The 19,642-nt window shown below is 70.3% G+C and carries 20 protein-coding genes; 6 read left to right on the forward strand and 14 right to left on the reverse strand.

What is annotated here, in order from left to right; genetic code table 11:
- Nucleotides 1-2 precede the first annotated feature (2 nt).
- The 5 genes from BM43_RS11310 to BM43_RS11330 form a co-directional block, all read right to left on the reverse strand.
- Nucleotides 3-1,526: an ATPase domain-containing protein gene (locus BM43_RS11310; protein WP_036055522.1), complete on the reverse strand. Its 1,524-nt coding sequence runs from the start codon at nt 1,524-1,526 to the stop codon at nt 3-5.
- A 335-nt stretch (nt 1,527-1,861) separates the two neighbouring features.
- Nucleotides 1,862-2,194 (reverse strand): hypothetical protein, encoded by a 333-nt coding sequence (locus BM43_RS11315; protein WP_226284743.1) that lies wholly within the window; start codon nt 2,192-2,194, stop codon nt 1,862-1,864.
- A 117-nt stretch (nt 2,195-2,311) separates the two neighbouring features.
- A complete protein-coding gene (locus BM43_RS11320; RefSeq protein ID WP_036055521.1) occupies nt 2,312-2,749 on the reverse strand; it encodes a hypothetical protein in 438 nt (145 codons plus the stop codon).
- 12 nt (nt 2,750-2,761) lie between these two features.
- A complete protein-coding gene (locus BM43_RS11325; protein WP_230676404.1) occupies nt 2,762-3,112 on the reverse strand; it encodes a hypothetical protein in 351 nt (116 codons plus the stop codon).
- Between the two features lie 81 nt (nt 3,113-3,193).
- Entirely contained in the window at nt 3,194-3,508 is a 315-nt protein-coding gene (locus tag BM43_RS11330; protein ID WP_017919560.1) for a hypothetical protein, read from the reverse strand.
- A gap of 328 nt (nt 3,509-3,836) precedes the next feature.
- On the opposite strand from BM43_RS11330, the gene BM43_RS11335 reads away from it, so the two are divergent.
- The 3 genes from BM43_RS11335 to BM43_RS11345 all read left to right on the forward strand — a co-directional run bounded on the left by BM43_RS11335 (nt 3,837) and on the right by BM43_RS11345 (nt 5,993).
- Nucleotides 3,837-4,433, forward strand: coding sequence for a TetR/AcrR family transcriptional regulator (locus tag BM43_RS11335; RefSeq protein WP_036055520.1), 597 nt, complete (start codon nt 3,837-3,839; stop codon nt 4,431-4,433).
- A gap of 104 nt (nt 4,434-4,537) precedes the next feature.
- Complete coding sequence (locus BM43_RS11340; RefSeq protein WP_036034367.1) at nt 4,538-5,242, forward strand: SDR family oxidoreductase; 705 nt, start codon at nt 4,538-4,540, stop codon at nt 5,240-5,242.
- A gap of 316 nt (nt 5,243-5,558) precedes the next feature.
- The gene (locus BM43_RS11345; protein WP_036055519.1) at nt 5,559-5,993 is read left to right on the forward strand and encodes a Fur family transcriptional regulator; all 435 of its coding nucleotides are present in this window, start codon (nt 5,559-5,561) and stop codon (nt 5,991-5,993) included.
- A gap of 75 nt (nt 5,994-6,068) precedes the next feature.
- On the opposite strand, the gene BM43_RS11350 is transcribed toward BM43_RS11345, so the two are convergent.
- Nucleotides 6,069-7,064, reverse strand: coding sequence for an SLAC1 anion channel family protein (locus tag BM43_RS11350; RefSeq protein ID WP_036055518.1), 996 nt, complete (start codon nt 7,062-7,064; stop codon nt 6,069-6,071).
- Nucleotides 7,065-7,196: 132 nt separating this feature from the next.
- Entirely contained in the window at nt 7,197-7,916 is a 720-nt protein-coding gene (locus BM43_RS11355; RefSeq protein ID WP_036055517.1) for a response regulator, read from the reverse strand.
- Nucleotides 7,917-8,211: 295 nt separating this feature from the next.
- Here BM43_RS11355 and BM43_RS11360 point away from each other — a divergent pair, with 295 nt between their 5' ends.
- Entirely contained in the window at nt 8,212-9,354 is a 1,143-nt protein-coding gene (locus BM43_RS11360; RefSeq protein WP_036055516.1) for a porin, read from the forward strand.
- A gap of 138 nt (nt 9,355-9,492) precedes the next feature.
- Here BM43_RS11360 and BM43_RS11365 read toward each other — a convergent pair whose 3' ends face one another.
- The 6 genes from BM43_RS11365 to BM43_RS11385 all read right to left on the reverse strand — a co-directional run bounded on the left by BM43_RS11365 (nt 9,493) and on the right by BM43_RS11385 (nt 16,065).
- Nucleotides 9,493-10,719 carry an aminotransferase-like domain-containing protein gene (locus tag BM43_RS11365; RefSeq protein ID WP_036055515.1) on the reverse strand — a complete coding sequence of 409 codons (1,227 nt, stop codon included), beginning with the start codon at nt 10,717-10,719 and terminating at the stop codon, nt 9,493-9,495.
- A gap of 14 nt (nt 10,720-10,733) precedes the next feature.
- On the reverse strand, nt 10,734-11,906 hold the full coding sequence (locus tag BM43_RS11370; RefSeq protein WP_036055514.1) for an NAD(P)/FAD-dependent oxidoreductase: 1,173 nt from the start codon (nt 11,904-11,906) through the stop codon (nt 10,734-10,736).
- Nucleotides 11,907-11,918: 12 nt separating this feature from the next.
- On the reverse strand, nt 11,919-13,418 hold the full coding sequence (gene amaB, locus BM43_RS11375; protein WP_036055513.1) for an L-piperidine-6-carboxylate dehydrogenase: 1,500 nt from the start codon (nt 13,416-13,418) through the stop codon (nt 11,919-11,921).
- A complete protein-coding gene (locus BM43_RS41325) occupies nt 13,415-13,585 on the reverse strand; it encodes a hypothetical protein (RefSeq protein WP_155296503.1) in 171 nt (56 codons plus the stop codon). The genes amaB and BM43_RS41325 overlap by 4 nt, the downstream gene beginning before the upstream one ends.
- Entirely contained in the window at nt 13,582-14,742 is a 1,161-nt protein-coding gene (locus BM43_RS11380) for a branched-chain amino acid ABC transporter substrate-binding protein (protein ID WP_036055512.1), read from the reverse strand. The genes BM43_RS41325 and BM43_RS11380 overlap by 4 nt, the downstream gene beginning before the upstream one ends.
- A 294-nt stretch (nt 14,743-15,036) precedes the next feature.
- Nucleotides 15,037-16,065, reverse strand: coding sequence for a DUF1338 domain-containing protein (locus BM43_RS11385; protein ID WP_036055511.1), 1,029 nt, complete (start codon nt 16,063-16,065; stop codon nt 15,037-15,039).
- Nucleotides 16,066-16,210: 145 nt separating this feature from the next.
- On the opposite strand from BM43_RS11385, the gene BM43_RS11390 reads away from it, so the two are divergent.
- The gene (locus BM43_RS11390; protein ID WP_036055510.1) at nt 16,211-17,134 is read left to right on the forward strand and encodes a LysR substrate-binding domain-containing protein; all 924 of its coding nucleotides are present in this window, start codon (nt 16,211-16,213) and stop codon (nt 17,132-17,134) included.
- Complete coding sequence (locus tag BM43_RS11395; RefSeq protein ID WP_017919569.1) at nt 17,115-17,603, forward strand: GNAT family N-acetyltransferase; 489 nt, start codon at nt 17,115-17,117, stop codon at nt 17,601-17,603. The genes BM43_RS11390 and BM43_RS11395 overlap by 20 nt, the downstream gene beginning before the upstream one ends.
- Here BM43_RS11395 and BM43_RS11400 read toward each other — a convergent pair whose 3' ends face one another.
- A complete protein-coding gene (locus BM43_RS11400) occupies nt 17,604-19,169 on the reverse strand; it encodes a methyl-accepting chemotaxis protein (protein ID WP_036055509.1) in 1,566 nt (521 codons plus the stop codon).
- Nucleotides 19,170-19,642 lie beyond the last annotated feature (473 nt).

Consider the following 19,642-nt stretch of genomic DNA (forward strand, 5'->3'; position numbering starts at 1 on the left):
AGCTAGCCGTCCGTCATCGGCCGATGCAGCATGGTCGTCAGCCCTTGCGCCGACAGCAGCCCCGACGCGCCGATCGCATTCGGCGTGACGTCGAGCCCGTCGGACTTGATGATCAGTTCGCGCAGCGAGGTGTCGTGCGCGCTCTCGCGCTGCTTGACCACCGACACCATGCGACGCAGGCGGCCATCGGCTTCCACGTAGCGCAGCAGGATCAGGTTCTCGGTCAGCGCCGACAGGCGCATGCCCTTGCCGTGCGAGGGATCCGCGTAGAGCGGCAGTTCCTCGGTCAGCATGGTGGTGATGCCCGAGTCGCGCAGCGCATGCGTGAAGGCATTGAGGAACAGCCCGAAACGCGCGGGCCGCAGTGCCGAGTCGCGGAAGCCCTCCATGCCGTCGATCACCAGCCGCGAGGCGCCGAGCCGGCGGATCAGCGCGAGCGTGGTGGCGGCCAGCTCGTCCACCTCGAGCTCGACGGCCGGCTGCCACTGCATGGTGAGACGGCCGTCGGCGAAGCCCTCGCGCAGCCGGATGCCGACCGCCTCGGCCTTGCCGATCAGGCGCTGCGGCGATTCGTAGAAGCCCAGGTAGACCACCTTCTCGCCGCGCGCGATGCCGGCCTGCAGGAACTGCAGCGCGAGCAGGGTCTTGCCAACCCCGGCCGGCCCGATCACGGTGGTGGTCGAGCCGCGCACGAAGCCGCCGCCGATCAGGTGATCGAGGTGCGGCAGGCCGGTGTCGAGCCGCTGGCGCAGGTCGCGCTCGTCCTCGAGGTTGGCGTAGCGCGCCTCCAGGCGCGGGTACATGGCGTGGCCGCTGGCGGTGATGCGGAAGAAGTGCTTGCCGAGCAGATGGTTGCGCGCGCGCATCTTGTGGACCTCGATCTCGCGCGCGCGGCGCATGCCGTCGCTGTAGCGGTTCAGCTCGATCAGGCCGTCCACCAGGGTGTGCTCGGGATGCGGCTCGTTGCCCGACAGCGGCGCGAGCAGCAGCGTGGTGCAGTCCATCGCCGCCACCAGCGCGTTGAGCTCGTGGATGAACTTCGACAGCGAGAGCTCGGTCTCGCTGAATTCGCGCGCGCTGCGGAAGCCGTCGATGATCAATAGGCCCGGGCGGTAATTCGCCAGGCTCGCGGCGATCAGCTTCAGGAAGCCGTCCAGGCCGTCCTTCATCAGCTCGTGGTAGCCGGACACGAACATCATCTGCTGCGCCACGGCGGACTGGTCGAAGAACTCGAGCCCGCGCAGGTGGCCCAGCAGCTTGTCGTGCGATTCGGCGATCAGCGTCATGTAGAGCACGCGCTCGCCCTGGCGCACGCGGTGAAAGCCGATCTGGCTCGACAGGATGGTCTTGCCCGCGCCGGCCATGCCCTCGATCAGGTAGAGGCCGCCGCGGACGAACCCCCCGCCGAGGATCTCGTCGAGACCCGGCACGCCCGTCTCCACGTTGTCGGGCAGCCGCGCTTCGGACGGCGAGCTCGGCTTCGGGTCGGGCGCCGGATGTTGGGGCGCGGAGTCTTCCTGGGTCATGTTCAGTCGTTCAGATGTCGGTGGCCGGTCCCGGCGGACCGGGCGCAATGCCGTCCATGACGGGCGGCTCGGTTTTCGCGATTCTAACGTGAGCGACCGACGGCGCCCCGCATATCGTCACGACAAATCATGGTGAAACGGAGCAAATGCCGGGCCCGCTCGTGGCGGCGAGGAGGAAGGAGGCGGTGGATGCGCGCGGCGCATGCATGGCGACGCGCGGACGGGCCATGGGCGGGCCATATCACACCGCCCGCGCATGCCTTCGAGGCCGTGACGCGACCGAAGGCGCGCGCACCGCCGTGTGCCGGGCACGGCGGGCCGCGAAGGCGCGAGGCTCAGGCGGCGGCCATCACCGCGGCGACCTGCGGCAGCCGGACCATCTTGGTCCAGACCGGCAGCGGCATCGCCTCGATCACCGCGGTGGCCACCGCGCGGGCCGCCTCGATGCTCGGCTCGAGGATGCGCCGCAGGCCGCGCCCGGTCTCGACGTCCGAGACGGTGTAGCGCGGATGGCTGTCCGGCGCGAACAGCGGCGAGCGATGCACGGCCCAGGTCCGGCCGCGACACTCGAAGGGCGTGCCGATGGTCTCGATCCAGCTGCCGTTCAGGGCGAGATGGAAAACGATGCCGTCGACGCGGCGCGGGGCGTCCGGCCGTGGGCCGGACATCGGCGTTTTTTCATACATGGACGAACCTCGAATCGGAAAGCGGTGCAGGGCCGGCCGCGCCCGCGAGCGGGCCGGACGATGCGTTTTTTTCAATGCGATTGCAGAAACCGGGGCACCTCAGGCGGCCTGCGACCGCTGCGCCGGAATCGGCGAGCGCCCGGTGAAGACGTGGTGGTGCAGCTCCGCCTGGGCATCGGCGTAGCGATGCGCGGGCAGCGCGACCAGGCGCGCGTCGTAGTCGGTCACGATGCGCTCCAGGTCGCCGCGCTCGTGCTCGTGCAGCAATACCGGCGCGCCTTCGCTAAGGCGCGCATAACACTGCTCGAGCGTGCGCTCGGCACGCGAGAACAACGCCTGGTCGGCCTCGCCTGCCTGCGACGGCGCGCGCAGCAGGTAGGCGAGCTGGATCGTGCTGAGCAGCAGCGCCAATTGCTCCGGGCTCGCCCGGGCCGCGCGCAGCGAAGCCAGCGCGAGATGGTGGCGCAACTGCATCCGCCGCTGGTAGTCGGCCGGCAGCGGCAGCAATTGCGCCTTGCTCAGTTGACGTCGTTTCATGCCGCCCGCTCCTCAGGCCGCGCGCCGGCCGGGCGCGACCGCCAGCGTGGCGATGCGCGCGGCCAGTGCGATCACCGTGTTGGCCGCGCCGGTCTCGAACGGCGTCAGGCGCAGCCTGGCCGCCTGCAGCTCGGCGATCGACACCAGCCCGTGCACGTTCACGTAGGCGGCCACCACCGCCCACATCTCCGTGTCGGCCCAGGCGTCGGCGGGCAGGTTCAGGGCCATCAGGCCGGCCGCGACCAGCGCGCGGTAGTCGCGCTCCTCGCGCACCGGCGCGATCGAAAGCGGCAGGCTGATCTCGAAGCCGGCGCGCGCGAGCGCCGCCAGCGTGTCTTGTGCGGTCTGGGTCGGAATCATCATCGGATGTCCTGCGGAATCAGGGGAGCCCCGGCCGGGCCGGACGAGGCATCGAAAGTACGGCCGAGGGGCGAGACCACGGCTTCAGGCCGGCGGCCTCACGGTCAGGTACACCCAGCCCAGGTAGGCGCCGGTCGCCCCACCCGTGACCAGCAGCGTGGCCAGCGTCCAGGACACCACCGAGCCGGCGAACCACGCCTGGTAGGCGCCCCAGGCCGACAGCACGTACAGCAGCGCCGCGTAGACCACCGCGCGCATCAGCCGGACCATCGTCTGCGCGCGGCGCACCGGGCCGTCGAGCGGGCTGCGCACCGCCACGCGAAGCGCATCCCACATCGACCAGCAGACCATCGCGAACAGCGCGACGACCACCAACCTGACGAATTGAATCTCGTTCATTGGTCTTTTCCTTGTTGTAAAAATTACAATTCAAGCCAGCACCCTGGTAAATCGGCATGTCGCATGCCGGCTGTCGAAGCGCTTCCCGCTTGGCACGGCGGGCGATCGTCTTCGATCGGCGCAGGGAATGGGCAAGAATCGGGCCAGCCCCGGGGACGGCTCGCTGGCAAGGAAAACGGAGGAGGTCGGCGGCCCGGGCGAGGGAGAACGGCAGGTGAGGAGACGCGCGACGGGCGCCGTCGTCCCGCCCTTGAAAAACCGCTTGCCTGCCGCCGCCGTCAGCACATATGATGCACGTCATATTATGAGCATCATATGAACTCGCCGGATGAACCCGATGAAGAAATCAGCCCATAGCCTGCGCAAGGAAGCCTCGCGCGAGCGGATCCTCGAGGTCGGCAGCCGCGCGGTGCGGCGCGCCGGTTTCCACGGCGTCGGCATCGCGGACGTGATGAAGGAAGCCGGCCTCACCCACGGCGGCTTCTACGCCCACTTCGCCTCGCGCGACGCGCTGCTGTGCGCGGCCGTCGAGCACGCCGCCGCCGACAGCCTGGTGACCATGGACGCGCATGCGGCGCGGCTGGTGGCGGCCGGCCTGAGCCCGTTCCAGGCAATGGTCGAAACCTACCTGTATCCCGGCGTGATTGGCGATCGCGAGCGCGGCTGCGCGATGGCCGCGCTGGCCTCCGAGATACCGGTGCAATCGGACGAAGTGGTGGAGGCCTCGCGCGAGGTGGCGCGCCGGCTCCAGCGCCATGTGCTGCGGGCGCTGCCGCCCGGCTACCCGGACGACACCGCCTGGTCGATCACCGGCACCATGCTCGGCGCGCTGCAACTGGCACGCATGCTCGGCGACAACGAGGAAGGCCGCGCCGTGCTGGCGGCCGCCAAACGCGAACTGCTGGCGCGCTACGCGCCGGCCTGAGCGCCCGCCCCGGCCGGCCTGGATCGCCACCGGGGCTTTTTTCCGATCCGAAATATGACGATCGTCATATCAACTCAAGGCGCGCTGCGCGCAAGGATGCTTCCATGAAACTCGAAGGTTCCGTCGTTTTCATCACCGGGGCGAATCGCGGCCTCGGCCTCGAACTCGCGAAACAGGCGCTGGCGCGCGGCGCCGCCAAGGTCTACGCGGCCGCGCGCGACCCGGCCACGGTGACCCTGCCCGGCGTGATCCCGATCCAGCTCGACGTGACCCGGCCGGAACAGGCCGAGGCCGCCGCGCGGGAATGCGGCGACGTCACCGTGCTGATCAACAACGCCGGGATCGGCCGGCTCGGCAGCCTGCTGTCCGACGAGGGTTTGCCGGTGCTGCGCGAGCAGCTCGAGACCAACCTGATCGGCGTGCTGAACGTGACGCGCGCCTTCGCCGGCGTGCTCGGCCGCAACGGCGGCGGCGCGCTGCTCAACATGCTGTCGATCCTGAGCTGGGCGAACACGCCGATGATCGCCGGCTACGGCGTCAGCAAGGCGGCCGCCTGGTCGCTGACCAATGGCCTGCGCCACGAACTGCGCGCGCAGGGCACCCAGGTCACGGGCTTCCATGCCGGCTACGTCGACACCGACATGATTCGCCAGTTCGACGTGCCGAAGGCGCGCCCCGAGGACGTGATCCGCACCACGCTCGACGCGCTCGAGGCCGGCGAGGAAGAGGTGCTGGTGGACGAGCCGACGCGCCAGGTCAAGCAGGCGTTGTCGGGCGGCGTCTACCTGAAGGACGTGCTGGCCGGCTGATCCGGCGCTTCCGGCACGACCAGCGGCAGGCGTCGGGCGACACCTGCCGCTGCCGGCCATCCGGGCCGGGCGCCGCGCTTGCGCGCCTGCCCCGCCCCATTCTTCCCGGCGCGATATCGAAGCGCGCCAAACCTGCCGCGCCCACCCGGGCGCCCCCGGCCTTCTCCCGCCTTCGCGGCACCCTCGCCGCGCCTTGACGTTTTTTTCACTCCCGCCCCTGGAATATTCGCGTCGATCCGGTGTTACTCCGGATGCGGCCCGCCATGGCGGCGCCGCACACCACACGCGGCACCGACAAAACAACGATATCCACCCCATGAAAGCGATCTATTCGGAACTGAAGCGCGTCCAGATGCGGCCCACCGCGGCGCGCGTGGCGGTTCTCAAGCTGTTCCACGACGAGCCGGCCGCGCACTACACGGTCGACCAAGTGTTCCAGGCGCTCAGCGGCGAGATGAACTACAGCCTGTCGAGCATCTACCGGGCGCTGGCCAACCTGCAGGAAGCCTCGCTGATCGTCGGCTCCTCGGTCGGCTCGGCCAAGCTGGTCTACGAGCTCAATCGCGGCGAGCAGCACATCCACCTGGTCTGCACGCGCTGCGAGACGATCCGCGACCTGCGCGATCCCGAGTTCGAGCGCCAGCAGGCAAGGCTCGCGGCCGCGCACGGCTTCCATTACCAGGCGTATCGGCATGTGCTGTTCGGGGTCTGCGCCGACTGCGAGTCGGCGCCGAACGCTGCCGTGCATTGAGGGGCCGGCCCGGCCTCGCGGGCGGCAACCGGCTCGAGCGCGCCCGCGGCACCAAGGGGCGCCGGGCGTCTCGATCTAGCTGCCGCTCAGGGTACGCAGCTCGCCGCTGAACAAGCCCTTGAGCGTACGCAGCAGCAAGCCGGCGATGACCAGGCTGGTCACGCCCAGCAGCAGCCAGGCGACGCCGTTCGTGAAAGCGCCAGGGCTGGCGCCGGCGTAGCGCAGCGCGCAGATCGCGGAGGCGGCCAGCGGAAAGCTGACCGCCCACCAGGACACGCGAAACGGGCAGCAGGCCGCCAGATGGCGCATCTGCCCGGCCAGCACGGCGAGCATGAACAGGCTCAGCATGTAGAGGGCGGTGGCGAACAGGTCGTGCTGGCCGGTCACGGTCGTGTAGGCCGAGTAACCGACCGCGAACGGCGCGACCAGGATCATCAGCGAAGGACGCATCGCGTCGGGCATCGGCGCCTCGAACAGCAGGCGCGAGAAGATCAGCGTGAACAGCGGGATCGCGAAGAACAGCCCGACCGCCAGGGCGAACACGCCGAGCCCCGAGGCGGCGGGCAGGCCCAGCGCCGGCATCGCCAGCGGCAGGTCGAGCAGCCCGACCACGGGAATGATCCAGGCCGGCGTGGCGTGGGCGGCGTGCTGGCGGTCGCTCATCCAGCGGCCGACGATATGCCAGGCGAACAGCATCATGCCGGCCGCCCCCACCACCCACATGCCGAACGCGAGCGCGCGATCGAGGCGCACCAGCACGATGGGCAGCAGCAAGAGGCTGATCCAGACGGTGCCGAACAAGCTGCCGGCCACCGGATGTCGAAACTCCGTCATCACGGCGGCCCGGGCGCTCAGGCATTTCCAGCCGTAACCGAGCAGCAGCGCGATGAACACCACGATCGCGACGAACCCGACGAGATCGGCGATCGCCCCCGGCACGCCGTACAGGCGGGCGGCCTCGCGCCAGACGACGGCGAGCCCGACCAGGCCCATCACCGAGCCGAACAGGCTCACCGGCAGGTAGTCGAGCTGCGAGGGCGACTTGAGTACCTGGCTTGCTGTGTCTCCCATGGCTTGCCTTTGTCGTATCGAGTGAAGATGCGGGACCGCGCCGGCCTGGCGCGGCCGGCGTCATTCGAACTCTACCGGGGAAGGATGACAGGCGAAACCGTGTCGCGCGGCGCCGGGGCTTCGCTTGGCGCCTCAGGCCTCGTGACCGACCTCGGCCACCAGCATGTAACCCTCGTTGCGTACGGTGCGGATCAGCATGGCGCGGCGGGCATCGTCGCCGAGCGTCTGGCGCAGCCGGCTCACGCACACGTCGATCGAGCGATCGAGCGGCGTGAGCCCCTTGTCGAACACGCGGTCGAGCAGGAATTCGCGCGACAGCGGCCGGTTCGGATGATCGAGCAGGGTGCGCAGGGTGCGGTAGTCCGAGCCGCCGAGCGAGACCACCACGCCCTCGGGCGACAGCAGCTGCTTCATGCGCGTATCGAGCCGCCAGCCGGCGAAGCCGATCCAGGCGCTGGCCTCGCCGCCGCGCGCGCCGCCGCCCGGCACGGCGCGCGTGCGGCGCAGCACCACCTTGATCTTGGCGACCAGCTCGCGCGGGTCGAAGGGCTTGGGCAGGTAGTCGTCGGCGCCCATCTCGAGCCCGAGGATCCGGTCGAGCAGGCCGCCGCGCGCGGACAGGATGATGATCGGCACGCCCTGCTCGCGACGCAGGTCGCGCGTGAGGTCCAGGCCGTCCTCGCCGTCGAGCATCAGGTCCAGCACCACCAGGTCGATGCTGGCGCGCCGCAGGATCTGCTTCATCTGGGCACCGTCGGCGGCCACCTGGACCTGGTAGCCCATCTCGCGCAGGTAGTCCTGCAGCAGTTGCCGGATGTGAGGGTCGTCGTCGACGACCAGGATGTGATCCATCGCCATGTTCGGGGGAAGGCACCTGCTGGAAAAGCGCCGGTATCGCGCCAACGCAATCCATTACAAAAAGGCCCGGCGTCAACACAACGCCATTACAAACGGCCTTTAGAGTCTCGCGCTGTAAATAAAAATCGTTCGTGTTTCGCGAATATATCACGCCATTTTTGCCGCTCGCGAGGCGACAGCGGCGCGTTTCGCGACGCCCGCGCAAGCGGCTCGCGCGGCGGTTCCGACCACGCGGACGAGACGCCCAGGCCGGCACGCGGCCCCCTTTTCCTTCCGACGACAGACATCGATGAAGCAGACGACTTTCGCAGTCGCCGCGTGCGCGGCCCTGAGCACCTGCGGCGCCTATGCGCAGAGCAGCGTTTCGCTGTACGGAGTGATCGACGCCGGGCTGGTCTATACCAGCAACGCGGCCGGCAGCAAGCAGTTCCAGGCCGCCAGCGGCACGGTGACCGGCAGCCACTGGGGCATCGCCGGCCGCGAGGACCTGGGCGGCGGCACTGCGGCGATCTTCGCGCTCGAGAACGGCTTCAGCGTGATGAACGGTTCGCTGCGCCAGGGCGGGCGCCTGTTCGGCTACCAGTCGTGGGCGGGCCTGGCCAATCGCGACGCCGGCACGCTGACGGTGGGCCGCCAGTACGACTCGGTGGTCGACTATCTCGCGCCGCTGAGCTTCACCGGCCATCATCCGGGCGGCAACAACCTGTCGGCGCATCCCTACGACAACGACAACCTGAACAACTCGTTTCGCGTCAACAACGCGATCAAGTACGCGAGCCCGGATTTCCACGGCCTGACGTTCGGCACGCTCTACGCGTTCTCGAACGAGGCCGGCGGTTTCGACGACAACCGGCTCTACAGCGCCGGCGCCTCCTACCACCAGGGGCCGCTGACGGTGGCGGCCGGCTACCTGCAGGCCAACAACGGCGGCAGCGCCAACACCAACGGCGCGATCACGCTGACCGAGCGCAGCTTCGTCGCCGCCCGGCAGCGCACCTACGGCGCGGGGCTGAACTATCGTATGGGGCCGGCCCTGCTGGGCATGGTCTGGACCCGCACGCAACTGGGCGGGCTGAACACCATCAACGGCGCGAACGGCCTGAACCTGGCGCAGAACGGCCAGGGCGCAAGCTTCAGCAACTACGAGCTGAACGCCGGCTACCTGCTGACGCCCTACCTCAACCTGAACGGCGAATACACCTACACGCAGGGCAGCATCTCGAACGCGACGGGCGGCCATCGTCCGCATTGGCACGAGGTGTCGCTGCAGGCCGACTACCTGCTGTCGAAGACCACCGATCTGTATGCCCAGGTCAGCTACCAGCGCATCAGCGCGGACGGCTCGGGCCTGGGCGCCGACGTCAGCGGCCAGACGCCGTCGAGCACCAGCCAGCAGACGGTGGCCGGCATCGGCATGCGCCACAAGTTCTGAACGCGCACCGGGCAAAGAGGGTGCCGGGCACACGAGATGCCCGGCGTCTCAGGTTCCGGCGATGCCGGGCGGCATCGCGCTCGATGGCCGGCTTGGGTCGCCGGCTCTCTTCATGGCCCGCTTTCGCGACCGGCGCGCCTAGCGCCCGGCCGCCGCCACCACGTCCTCGCCCGCCAGCGTCGCGTCGAGCGCGAGCTTCAGGCGCCGCACGCCCTCGCGGATATCGCCGGGCGCGGGCGCCGCGAACGACAGGCGCAGCGCGCAGGGATCGACACCGTCCTCGTAGAACGCGCGCCCCGGCACGAAGATCACGTTCTGCGCGATCGCCTGCTTGAGCAGCGCCGCCGATTCCGCGCCGCCGATGCGCGCCCAGACGAACAAGCCGCCCTCCGGACGATGGAAATCGATCGCGTCGCCCAGCGCGGCCTCCAGCCCGTCGCAGAGCGCATCGCACTTGTCGCGATAGGCCGCGGCGATCACCGGCAGATGCCGCTCCAGCGCGCCCTCGGCCAGGTACTCGGCGGCGATCGCCTGGGTCCACGGCGAGCTGCACAGGTCGACGGTCTGCTTGGCGATGGTGCAGCGCCGGGCGATCTCGGCCGGCGCGACGGTCCAGCCCACCCGCAGCCCCGGCGCGACGATCTTCGACAGGCTGGCGAAATGCACCACCCAGTCGCGCGAGCCCGGCACCTGGTCCGACAGCGCCAGCATCGAGGGCACCGGCTCGCCGGCGAAGCGCAGGTCCGCGTAGGGATCGTCCTCGACGATCACGAAGCGATGCCGCGCCGCCAGCGCGAGCAGCGCCAGGCGCCGTTCGCGCGTGAGCGTGGCGCCGGTCGGGTTGGCGAAGGTCGGCACCGTGTAGAGCAGCTTGGGCCGCGCCACGCGCCCCGAATCGAGCAGTTCGGCCAGCGCCTCGACATCCAGCCCCGCGCCGTCGGTCGGCAGCGTGACGATGCGCGCCTGCGCCAGGCGCAGCGCGGCCAGCGTGGCCGGATAGGCGGGCTGCTCGGTCAGCACCAGATCGCCCGGCGCCACCAGCACGCGCAGCAGCAGGTCGAGCCCCTGCTGCGAGCCGGTGGTCACCACCAGTTCCTCGGGCCGGCAGGACGCGCCGCGCGAGGCCAGCCGCGCGGCCAGCGCCTCCTTCAGCTCGGGCAGCCCGTCGGTGGGCCCGTATTGCAGGCAGCGCACCGGTTTGGCATAGGCACGCTGCGCGGCGCGCTCCAGCCCCTCGGTATCGAACAGCCCGGCGGCCGGATAACCGCCCGCGAACGAGATCATCCCCGGCAGGCCGAGATAGCGGAACAGCTCGCGGATCGGCGAGCCGGCCGGTTCGCGAAACGGGGCGGTGAAGTCATACATGGACGGGCCCTCCCTCAGACCACGTTCTTCTCGACGATCGGCCGATTTTCCAGCACGCGCGTCCAGTCGAGCTCGGACAGATCCAGCGTGGTGTAGCGGCCGTGCAGGATCAGCTCGCTGACGCCGCGCCCGGTGGCCGGCCCCTGCTGCAGCCCGTGGCCGCTGAAGCCGTTGGCGAAGATGCAGTTCTCGACCTCGGGGTGGTAGCCGATGATCGCGTTGTGGTCGAACACGTTGTACTCGTAGTAGCCCGACCAGCAGTTCTCGACGCGCAGCGCCTCGAAACCCGGCACGCGATGCGCGAGCGTCGGCCAGATCACCTCGTCGAACAGCGCGTGGTCGACCTCGTCGAGCGGCAGGTCGTCGGGATCGCGATCGGGCGCGGGCGAGGTGCCGCACAGATAGGTGCGCCCCTCGGGACGGAAGTAGACGCCGCTCGGGTCGATCAGCAGCGGGCAGCGTTCCAGCCGCGCCGGCGAGGACACGTTGAAGATGCTGCGGCGGCGCGCGAACACCGGGATCTCGACGCCGGCCAGCTCGGCGATGCGGCGCGCCCAGGCGCCGGCCGCGTTGACCACGGTATCGCAGGCATGGCGCTCGCCGTCGGCGCTCACCACGTGGGTGATGCGCCGCCCCTCGCGCACCAGGTCCACCGCCTCGCTGGCCAGGTAGCGCGCGCCGAGCGACTGCGCCTTCTTGCGCAGCGCCTGCACCAGCCCGTAGCCGTCGAACCAGCCCTCGCCGCGCTCGCCGTAGCAGCCCGCGGCGAGATCCTCGACGTTGAGCCAGGGAAAGCCGGCGGCCAGCGCCTCGCGCTCCAGGTAGCGGATCTGCGCGCCCTCGGCCAGTTGCAGCGCGTGGTTCTCGCGCAGCGTGGCCTCGCCCGCCGGCGTGGCGAGGAACAGGTAGCCGCCCTCGTGCAGGTCAATCGAGGGCCGCGCGCCGTCGATCGCCAGCCGCTCGCCCAGCTCGCGCAGGAACTCGATGCCGAACAGCGACATGCGGATCGACAGCGGCGTGGAGAACTGCTGGCGGATCGAGGCCGCCGACAGCGCCGAGGACGAGCGCGCGTAGGTCGGATCGCGCTCGATCACGGTCACCGCGACGCTCGGGTCGGCGGCCCGCAGGAAGTACGCGACCGCGCTGCCGATCACGCCGCCGCCGATGATGACGATCCGGGAACTCATGCCGCGCTCCGTTCAGCCGATGTTGAAGTCGATGCCCTGCGCGAGCGGCAGCGCCGACGAGTAGTTGACGGTGTTGGTGGCGCGGCGCATGTAGGCCTTCCACGCATCCGAGCCCGACTCGCGGCCGCCGCCGGTTTCCTTCTCGCCGCCGAAGGCGCCGCCGATCTCGGCGCCGCTCGGCCCGATATTGACGTTGGCGATGCCGCAATCGCTGCCGGCCGAGGACAGGAAGCGCTCGCTCTCGCGCATGTCGGTGGTGAACACGCAGGACGACAGGCCGTGCGAGGCGGCGTTGTTGGCCGCGATCGCGTCCTCGAAGCGCTGGTACTTCAGCACGTAGAGGATCGGCGCGAAGGTTTCGGTCAGCACCACGGCCGTCTGCGCGGGCATCTCGACGATCGCCGGGCGCACGTAGAAGCCGCCCTCGCTGCCCGCCACCGCGTGGCGCTCGCCGCCGGTGACCTTGCCGCCTTCCCGGCGCGCCTGCTCCAGCGCCGACTGCATGCGGTCGAAGGAGCGGCTGTCGATCAGCGGGCCCATCAGGGTGCCGGCTTCCAGCGGGTTGCCGATGCGCACCTTGGCGTACAGCGTCTTGAGCTTCTCGACGGTCTCGTCGTAGATGCTCTCGTGCACGAACAGGCGGCGCAGCGTGGTGCAGCGCTGGCCCGCGGTGCCGACCGCCGAGAACAGGATGCCGCGCAGCGCGAGCTCCATGTTGGCGGTGTTCGAGACGATGCCGGCGTTGTTGCCGCCCAGCTCCAGCAGCGAGCGGCCGAAGCGGCGCGCCACCTCGACGCCGACCGTGCGACCCATCTCGGTGCTGCCGGTGGCGCTGACGATGTTCGAGCGCGGATCGGCCACCAGCTTGGCGCCGATCTCGCGGCCGCCGTTGATCACGGCGGCCAGGCCGGCCGGCGCGTCGCCGAATTCGCGCAGCGCCTCGAGCAGGATCTGGTGGGTGGCCAGCGCGGTGAGCGGGGTCTTCTCGGAAGGCTTCCAGATCACCGCGTTGCCGCACACCAGCGCCAGCGCCGCGTTCCAGGACCACACCGCGGCCGGGAAGTTGAAGGCCGAGATCACCGTGCACACGCCCAGCGGATGCCAGGTCTCGGCCATCCGGTGGCCGGGGCGCTCCGAGGCGATCGTCAAGCCGTAGAGCTGGCGCGACAGGCCGACCGCGAAATCGCAGATGTCGATCATCTCCTGCACCTCGCCCAGCCCTTCCTGCAGGATCTTGCCGGCCTCCAGCGTGATCAGCGCGCCGAGCGCCTGCTTCTTCTCGCGCAGCTTGTTGCCGAGGATCCGCACCAGCTCGCCGCGACGCGGCGCCGGTACTTCGCGCCAGGCCAGGAAGGCCTGCTGGGCGGCGACCAGGGCCGCGTCGACCTCGGCCTCGCCCTGGGTCGCCACGCGGGCGATCAGCTGGCCGTCGATCGGCGAATGCACGGCGAGTTCGCCGCCCTGGACGAGATGGTCGATACCGAGTTCGGAAAGGATGCTTGCTGCGTTCACGTTGCCACCTCTGGATTGGGGAATGCGGAAAAGGGATTCATGGGGCCGCGTCGCCGCGGGCGCGGCGGCCCCTCGACGCGATGGTCGCCGAGCCGCCGGCGCCCGCCGCGCCTCGGACCGAGGCGCGCCATGCGGCGCACCGGATCGTCATCGGCCAGCAGCGTCATTCGACGCTCTGGCGCGTGGTGACGGGTACCCAGGCCGCGCGCTTCACTTCGTAGAGCGTCGAGCTGGGCTGCTTCAGGTCGCCGTTCGGCATGAAGGCGATGGTGCCGGTGATGCCGTCGTAGCGGGTGCTCTTGAGCGCCGCGTTGTAGACCGCCGGCGCGGTGCTGTTGGCCTTCTGCATGGCGCGGATCGCGATCCAGGCGGCGTCGTAGGCGAACGGCGCGTAGGCCAGCATGTCCACGCCGTACTTGCGGCGGAAGTCGGTCGCGAAGGTCTTGCCGCGCGCGAGGCGCTCGAGCGGCTGGCCGTATTCCCAGACCGAGGCGCCCTCGCCGGCCGGGCCCGCCAGCTTGATGAAGTTCGCGTTCATCACGCCGCCGCCGGCCAGGAACTGCGCGCGCATGCCGAGCTGGCGCATCCGCTTGACCAGCATCGCGGCCTGCGCGTCGAGCCCGCCGAAGAACACCAGGTCGGCATTGGTGCTCTTGATGCGGGTAAGCTGGGCGCTGAAGTCGACCGCCTTGTCCGACACGAATTCGCGCGTCACCACCGTGCCGCCGTTGGCCTTGACGGCCTTCTCGAACTGGTCGGCCTCGCCCTGGCCGAAGGCGGTGCGATCGTCGATGATCGCGATGCGTTTTGCCTTGGTGACGACGGCGGCGTATTCGCCCGCGTTGCCGGCGTTCTGGATGTCGTTGGCGATCACGCGATAGACGGTGTCGAGCCCGGCGCGCGTGATGTCGGGATTGGTGGCGGCGGGCGTGAGCATCGGAATGCCGGCCTTCGCGTAGATCTTCGAGGCCGGCAGCGTGGTGCCGGAGTTGAAGTGGCCCACCACCGCGGCCACGTGATCGTCCACCAGTTGCTGGGCGACCTGCACGCCAACGCGCGGGTCGCCCTGGTCGTCCTGCGAATCGACCACGAACTTCACCGGCTTGCCGCCGATCATCGGGTGCCCGGCATTGGCCTCGTCCACCGCCATCCGCACGCCGCTCTCGATGTCCTTGCCGTAGGCGGCGGCGCTGCCGGTCAGCGGGCTGGCCACGCCGATCTTGACGATTTCCTGCGCCAGCGCGGCCCCGGAAGCGCCCGCGGCACAGGCGAGCACGAGGGCGGACAGCACGGCGCGGCGGGCGAATCTCGGCGGGAATCTCATGGGACGCTTCCTTCGGGAACGGGAATCGGGGGCGCCGCCGGGGCGCCGGGGCGCCGGGGCGCAGTCTCGGCGGCGGACTTGCGGGTGCTGCCGGTGAGTCGGGGTCTTCCTGCTTGGGCCCGGCACGCCCGAGGCGTGCCGGCGGAACATGGGTCGATGGTGGCCGGCGCGGCCCGGCGGGCGCGCCGATTGTCGGCAGCCGAAAACGGCGGATCAAACGACTTCCACGCACCACCTCTTGCGCTTTGCTCATCAAGCCCGGCACGGCAAGGCGCGCCGGGCCGCGCGGCCGGCTCAGCAGCCCGCGCTGGCGGTCATCTTGAAGATGCCCTGGGCGTTGCCGGCGTCGAAACGCAGGTCGAGCTTCCATTGGTGCGTCGCGCGGTCGAACTCGCGCTTGCGCGTGATGAATTCGTAGAACGAGCCCGGCACGCTGCGCGAGATGACGCGCCCCTCGGCGGTGCGGAACTGGCGCTCCACGATGTCGGCGCGATAGGCGGTCTGGAACACCCGGCCCGAGCGCGAGCGCTCGACTTCCGGCTTCATGGGCCGGCCCTTGGCCTTCTCGGCCTCGGCCAGCGCGAACACGTCGGCGACGCGGTCGGTGGCGTGGTTGAAGGCATTGCCCTCGGTGGCGATCCAGGCCATCTCGGCCGATTCGGCCAGCATCAGTTCGTAGTCGTCGACGCTCGGCACCTCGTGCTGGCGCGCGAAGGCACCGACGATCGCCGGCAGCAGCCGGTGCGCGGCCTCGAGCGGCAGCGTGCCGTCGCGTTCCAGCTCCCAGAGCAGGCCGAGCGCCTCGGGCGTGAGCGGGTCGCGCGAGGTGCGCAGCACGCGGCTGACCGCCTGCTGGAATTCGGTCGAGAAGCGCTCGGGATGCAGTTCGCTGACGAAGAACTGCGCGATGTCGTCGGGCGCATCCTCGTGGGCGTAGGCGCGGCCGGTCATGCCGAGCTTGTCGAGCGGGTAGCGGCCGTTCAGGCGGAAGCCCAGCGGGCGCAGGATCCGCGCGAAGGCGGCCTCGCCCGGCGGCAGCGCGCCGGTCTCGCTCCAGCGCACGGTGCGCAGCGCGCCATGGTCGAAGAACACCGAGCCGCCGGCCGCGATCGCCTCGCGCGTGTAGTCGCGACCGTTCGGCGAGCGCGCCAGCAGGTCCTCGAACAGCGCCATGTTCATCGCCTGCGCCAGCTCGGCGCGCGTGACCGTGCCGGCTTCCCAGTCCGCCAGCAGCGGCGGCAGGTTCAGCGTGGCGAACAGGGCGTCGGTCTTCTGCTCGCCGAGCAGGGTGGTCAACAGGGCTTGCAGGTTCGAATTGCGCATCGGGGATCTCGTCGGAGTATCTGGGGGCACGGCCTCGCCGCGCGGGTGCGTCATGGGCTGGCTTGCTCCGGACGCATTATTCGAAATGGCCGCGGCCGGCGTAAAGCGAGATAAAATTGCCACTTGATGCGTTTTCGGAATCAACATGCGCAAATTCAAGATCCCGAACATGGGCGCGCTGCTGGCCTTCGAGGCGGCGGCCCGCCACCAGAGCTTCACCTACGCGGCGCGCGAGCTGTTCCTGACGGAAAGCGCGATCTCGCGGCAGATCGCGACGCTGGAGGCCAGCCTCGGCGTGCGCCTGTTCGTGCGCGCCAAGCAGCGCGTGGTGCTCACGCGCGCGGGCCGGCTCTACAGCACCCAGGTGCGGCGCGCGCTGGAGAACCTCGACCGCGACACGCTGTCGATCATCGCGCATGGCAGCGGCGGCAGCTACCTGGAGCTGGCGGTGCTGCCGACCTTCGCCTCGCAGTGGCTGATCCCGCGCCTGAAGGATTTCTACGCGCGATGTCCCGAGGTGCGGGTCAACATGGGCGCGCGCACCGGCATCTTCTCCTTCGAGGAATCGCACTTCGAGGCCGCCATCCATTACGGCAAGCCGACCTGGCCCGGCGCCGCGGCCGACTACCTGTTCGGCGAGGAGGTGGTGCCGGTGTGCGCGCCGGCGCTGCTGGGGAAGGCGGCGCGCAAGCCGCACGAGCTGCTGGCCTATCCGCTGCTGCACTCCACCACGCGGCCCGACGGCTGGTCGCGCTGGTTCGGCGCGCTCGGCGTGGAGGACCACGGCACCATGCAGGGCGATCGCTACGAGCTGCACACCATGCTGATCAGCGCGGCGGCGGCCGGGCTCGGTATCGCGCTGGTGCCGAAGTTCTTCGTCGACGGGCGCGAGGCGCAGCTGGGCGTGGTGGTGCCCTACGCGGTGCCGGCCGCCGCGCGCGAGGCGATGCGCGACGACGCGGCCTATTACCTCGTCTACCCGACCGAGCTGAGCCACAGCAAGCCGCTGGAGGCGTTCCGCGAATGGCTGCTGGGGCAGGCGCGCGAGTATGCCGAGGCGCAGCAATGAAGGGGGGCGATCGGCCGTGATCCTGAATCTTTCCCCGACCACCCTGGACGACGCCGAGGCGCTGGTGGCGATCCGCATCGCGGCGATGCGCGAGAGCCTGGAAGCGCTCGGCCGCTTCGATCCACGGCGGGCGCGCGAGCGCTTCCTGGCCGGCTTCACGCCGGCCGATTGCCGCTTCGTCGAGGCCGACGGCGTGCGCGCCGGCTTCGTGCTGCTGCGTCGCCAGACGCGGCCCTGGCTGCTCGACCACCTCTATATCGAGCCGGCCATGCAGGGCCGGGGCATCGGCGCGGCCGTGCTGGCGGCGATCTTCGCCGAGGCCGACGCGCAAGCCGCGCCGATCCGCGTGGGCGCGCTGCGCGGCAGCGCCTCGAACCGCTTCTACCAGCGGCACGGCTTCGTGCGGACCGACGAGGCCGAATGGGATATCCACTACCTGCGCGAGCCGCGCGACGGCCCGCGCAGCTGATCAGGCCGCCGCCCCCTCCACCACCCGGAACCACGACACGGCCGCGTGCAGGCTCTCGCTCTGCCGCTCCAGCGAGGCCGAGCTGGCCGAGGCCGATTCGACCAGGGCCGCGTTGTGGGCCGTGCTCGCCTCCATCTGCACCACGCTGGCATTGACCAGCTCGATACCCGCCGACTGCTCGCGCGAGGCCAGGCTGATGTCGGCCATGATGGCGTTGACGCTGCGCACCGCGCCGAGGATCTCGTCCATGGTCGCGCCGGCCTGGCCGACCAGCGCGCTGCCCTCGCCGACGTTCGTGCTGGAGGCCGAGATCAGCTCCTTGATCTCCTTGGCCGCCGCGGCCGAGCGCTGCGCGAGCTGGCGCACCTCGCTGGCCACCACCGCGAAGCCGCGGCCCTGGTCGCCGGCGCGGGCCGCCTCGACCGCCGCGTTGAGGGCGAGGATGTTGGTCTGGAACGCGATGCTCTCGATCACCCCGACGATGCCGACGATGCGCGTCGAGCTGTCGGCGATCGCGTCCATGGTGCGCACCACGCGGCGCACCACCTCGCCGCCACGGGTGGCGATCTCGGAGGCGCGCGTGGCCAGCGCGCTGGCGTCGTGCGCGTTGTCGGCGTTCTGGCGCACCGTCGCCGTCAACTGTTCCATGCTGGCCGCGGCCTGCTGCAGCGAGGAGGCCTGCTGGCCCGCGCGCGCCGACAGGTCGCGATTGCCGCCGGCGATGTCGCGCGCGTCGAGCCGGATCGCGTCGGTGCCCTCGCGCACCTTGCCGACCACCCCGGCCACGTGGCCGCGCATCTCGTCGAGCGCGGCCAGCAGCCGGTCCATCTCGTTGCCCCGGCCGATCTCGATGCGCCCGGTCAGGTCGCCCGCCGCGATCCTGGCGAAGTGGCCCACGGCCGCGTCGATCGGCCCGACGATCGCGCGCGCCAGGCCGCGATGCGCGATGAAGCCGGCCACCAGCGCCACCAGCGCGGCGATGCCGAAACCCGCCAGCGTCATGTCGAAGCGCCGCGCGGCCTGCTCGAAGCGGGCGCGCTGGCGCTCGACCTGGAAGGCCTCGAGCGCGGTGAGCGCCTGCTGGTACTCGTCGAACCAGGCGCTGGGCATGTCGCGCTGGGTGCCGAGGAAATCGACCAGGTTGTCGCTGTCGAGCTGCTTGAGGCCCTTGGCGAAGGCCTGCGACAGCAGCCGGTCGCGCCGGGCCAGCATGGTGTCCAGCAAGGTCTTCTCGGCCGCGTCGGGCGCGTGCAGGGCGCGATAGGCGTCGAGCTCGCGATTGCTCTCGTCGAGCAGCGCATGCAGGCGGCGGATTTCGTCGCCGGCCGGCTTGCCCGCGCTGATGATCTGCTCGACGTTGCCCAGGCCCACGCGCAGCATCAGCATGCGCTCGGAGCTGGTCTTGAGGTGCACCACCGAGGCGGTGTCGTCGCGGTACATCGCGTCGAGCGCGCCATTGCTCTTGACGAGCGAGAACGCGGCCGCCGCGATCACCAGCATCAGCAGCGCGGTACAACCGGCAATCGTGGCGGCGAGCCCGCCGCGGATCGTGAGGGTTCGGGACATGGTCGGCATCGAGGAATCGGACGGAACGGCGGCCTGGGCGAGCCGCGAACGCCGGCCGTGCCGGCAACGCGCCTCATGCCGGACTAACGGAATCGCCGATTTTTGACTTTTGCCGCGAAGCGACGGCAACCCGTCCAATTGCGCCATGCGGCGCGCCGCCGGCTTGCCCGGCGCGTGCGCGCCGCCACCTCCGCCACCTCCGCCACCTCCGCCACCTCCGTCACCTCCGCCGCCTCGTGGGGTCGTCGCCTCGCCGTCGGCCGCGAACTCCTCGAGCGAGACGCGGTGAGGCGGGCACGCCGTTTGCCGAACGCGTCGCGCGAGGCGGCACCCCATGCCGTCCGCCCGCGCACGCAATATACGCGCACATATGGCGCCGCATCCACGCAGGACTCGTCGAGCCCGTCGCGGCAAGCCCGGCAGCCGTCGGCCCGCGCTGCGGTGGAAAGCGTCCATGATCGTCGATCGCGCCG

Origin of the sequence: Burkholderia gladioli, assembly GCF_000959725.1 — a bacterium.
Classification (GTDB): Bacteria; Pseudomonadota; Gammaproteobacteria; order Burkholderiales; family Burkholderiaceae; genus Burkholderia; species Burkholderia gladioli.

Bases quoted from the DNA above. Each gene is read 5' to 3' on its own strand.
- BM43_RS11345 (WP_036055519.1), top strand. From the start codon at position 5,559: ATGAAAGCGATCTATTCGGAACTGAAGCGCGTCCAGATGCGGCCCACC.
- BM43_RS11395 (WP_017919569.1), top strand. From the start codon at position 17,115: ATGCCGAGGCGCAGCAATGAAGGGGGGCGATCGGCCGTGATCCTGAAT.
- BM43_RS11360 (WP_036055516.1), top strand. From the start codon at position 8,212: ATGAAGCAGACGACTTTCGCAGTCGCCGCGTGCGCGGCCCTGAGCACC.
- BM43_RS11340 (WP_036034367.1), top strand. From the start codon at position 4,538: ATGAAACTCGAAGGTTCCGTCGTTTTCATCACCGGGGCGAATCGCGGC.
- BM43_RS11350 (WP_036055518.1), bottom strand. From the start codon at position 7,064: ATGGGAGACACAGCAAGCCAGGTACTCAAGTCGCCCTCGCAGCTCGAC.
- BM43_RS11380 (WP_036055512.1), bottom strand. From the start codon at position 14,742: ATGAGATTCCCGCCGAGATTCGCCCGCCGCGCCGTGCTGTCCGCCCTC.
- BM43_RS11335 (WP_036055520.1), top strand. From the start codon at position 3,837: ATGAACCCGATGAAGAAATCAGCCCATAGCCTGCGCAAGGAAGCCTCG.
- BM43_RS11365 (WP_036055515.1), bottom strand. From the start codon at position 10,719: ATGTATGACTTCACCGCCCCGTTTCGCGAACCGGCCGGCTCGCCGATC.
- BM43_RS11325 (WP_230676404.1), bottom strand. From the start codon at position 3,112: ATGATGATTCCGACCCAGACCGCACAAGACACGCTGGCGGCGCTCGCG.
- BM43_RS11320 (WP_036055521.1), bottom strand. From the start codon at position 2,749: ATGAAACGACGTCAACTGAGCAAGGCGCAATTGCTGCCGCTGCCGGCC.
- BM43_RS11385 (WP_036055511.1), bottom strand. From the start codon at position 16,065: ATGCGCAATTCGAACCTGCAAGCCCTGTTGACCACCCTGCTCGGCGAG.
- BM43_RS11370 (WP_036055514.1), bottom strand. From the start codon at position 11,906: ATGAGTTCCCGGATCGTCATCATCGGCGGCGGCGTGATCGGCAGCGCG.
- BM43_RS11315 (WP_226284743.1), bottom strand. From the start codon at position 2,194: ATGTCCGGCCCACGGCCGGACGCCCCGCGCCGCGTCGACGGCATCGTT.
- BM43_RS11355 (WP_036055517.1), bottom strand. From the start codon at position 7,916: ATGGATCACATCCTGGTCGTCGACGACGACCCTCACATCCGGCAACTG.
- BM43_RS11310 (WP_036055522.1), bottom strand. From the start codon at position 1,526: ATGACCCAGGAAGACTCCGCGCCCCAACATCCGGCGCCCGACCCGAAG.
- BM43_RS11330 (WP_017919560.1), bottom strand. From the start codon at position 3,508: ATGAACGAGATTCAATTCGTCAGGTTGGTGGTCGTCGCGCTGTTCGCG.
- BM43_RS41325 (WP_155296503.1), bottom strand. From the start codon at position 13,585: ATGACGCTGCTGGCCGATGACGATCCGGTGCGCCGCATGGCGCGCCTC.
- BM43_RS11390 (WP_036055510.1), top strand. From the start codon at position 16,211: ATGCGCAAATTCAAGATCCCGAACATGGGCGCGCTGCTGGCCTTCGAG.
- BM43_RS11400 (WP_036055509.1), bottom strand. From the start codon at position 19,169: ATGTCCCGAACCCTCACGATCCGCGGCGGGCTCGCCGCCACGATTGCC.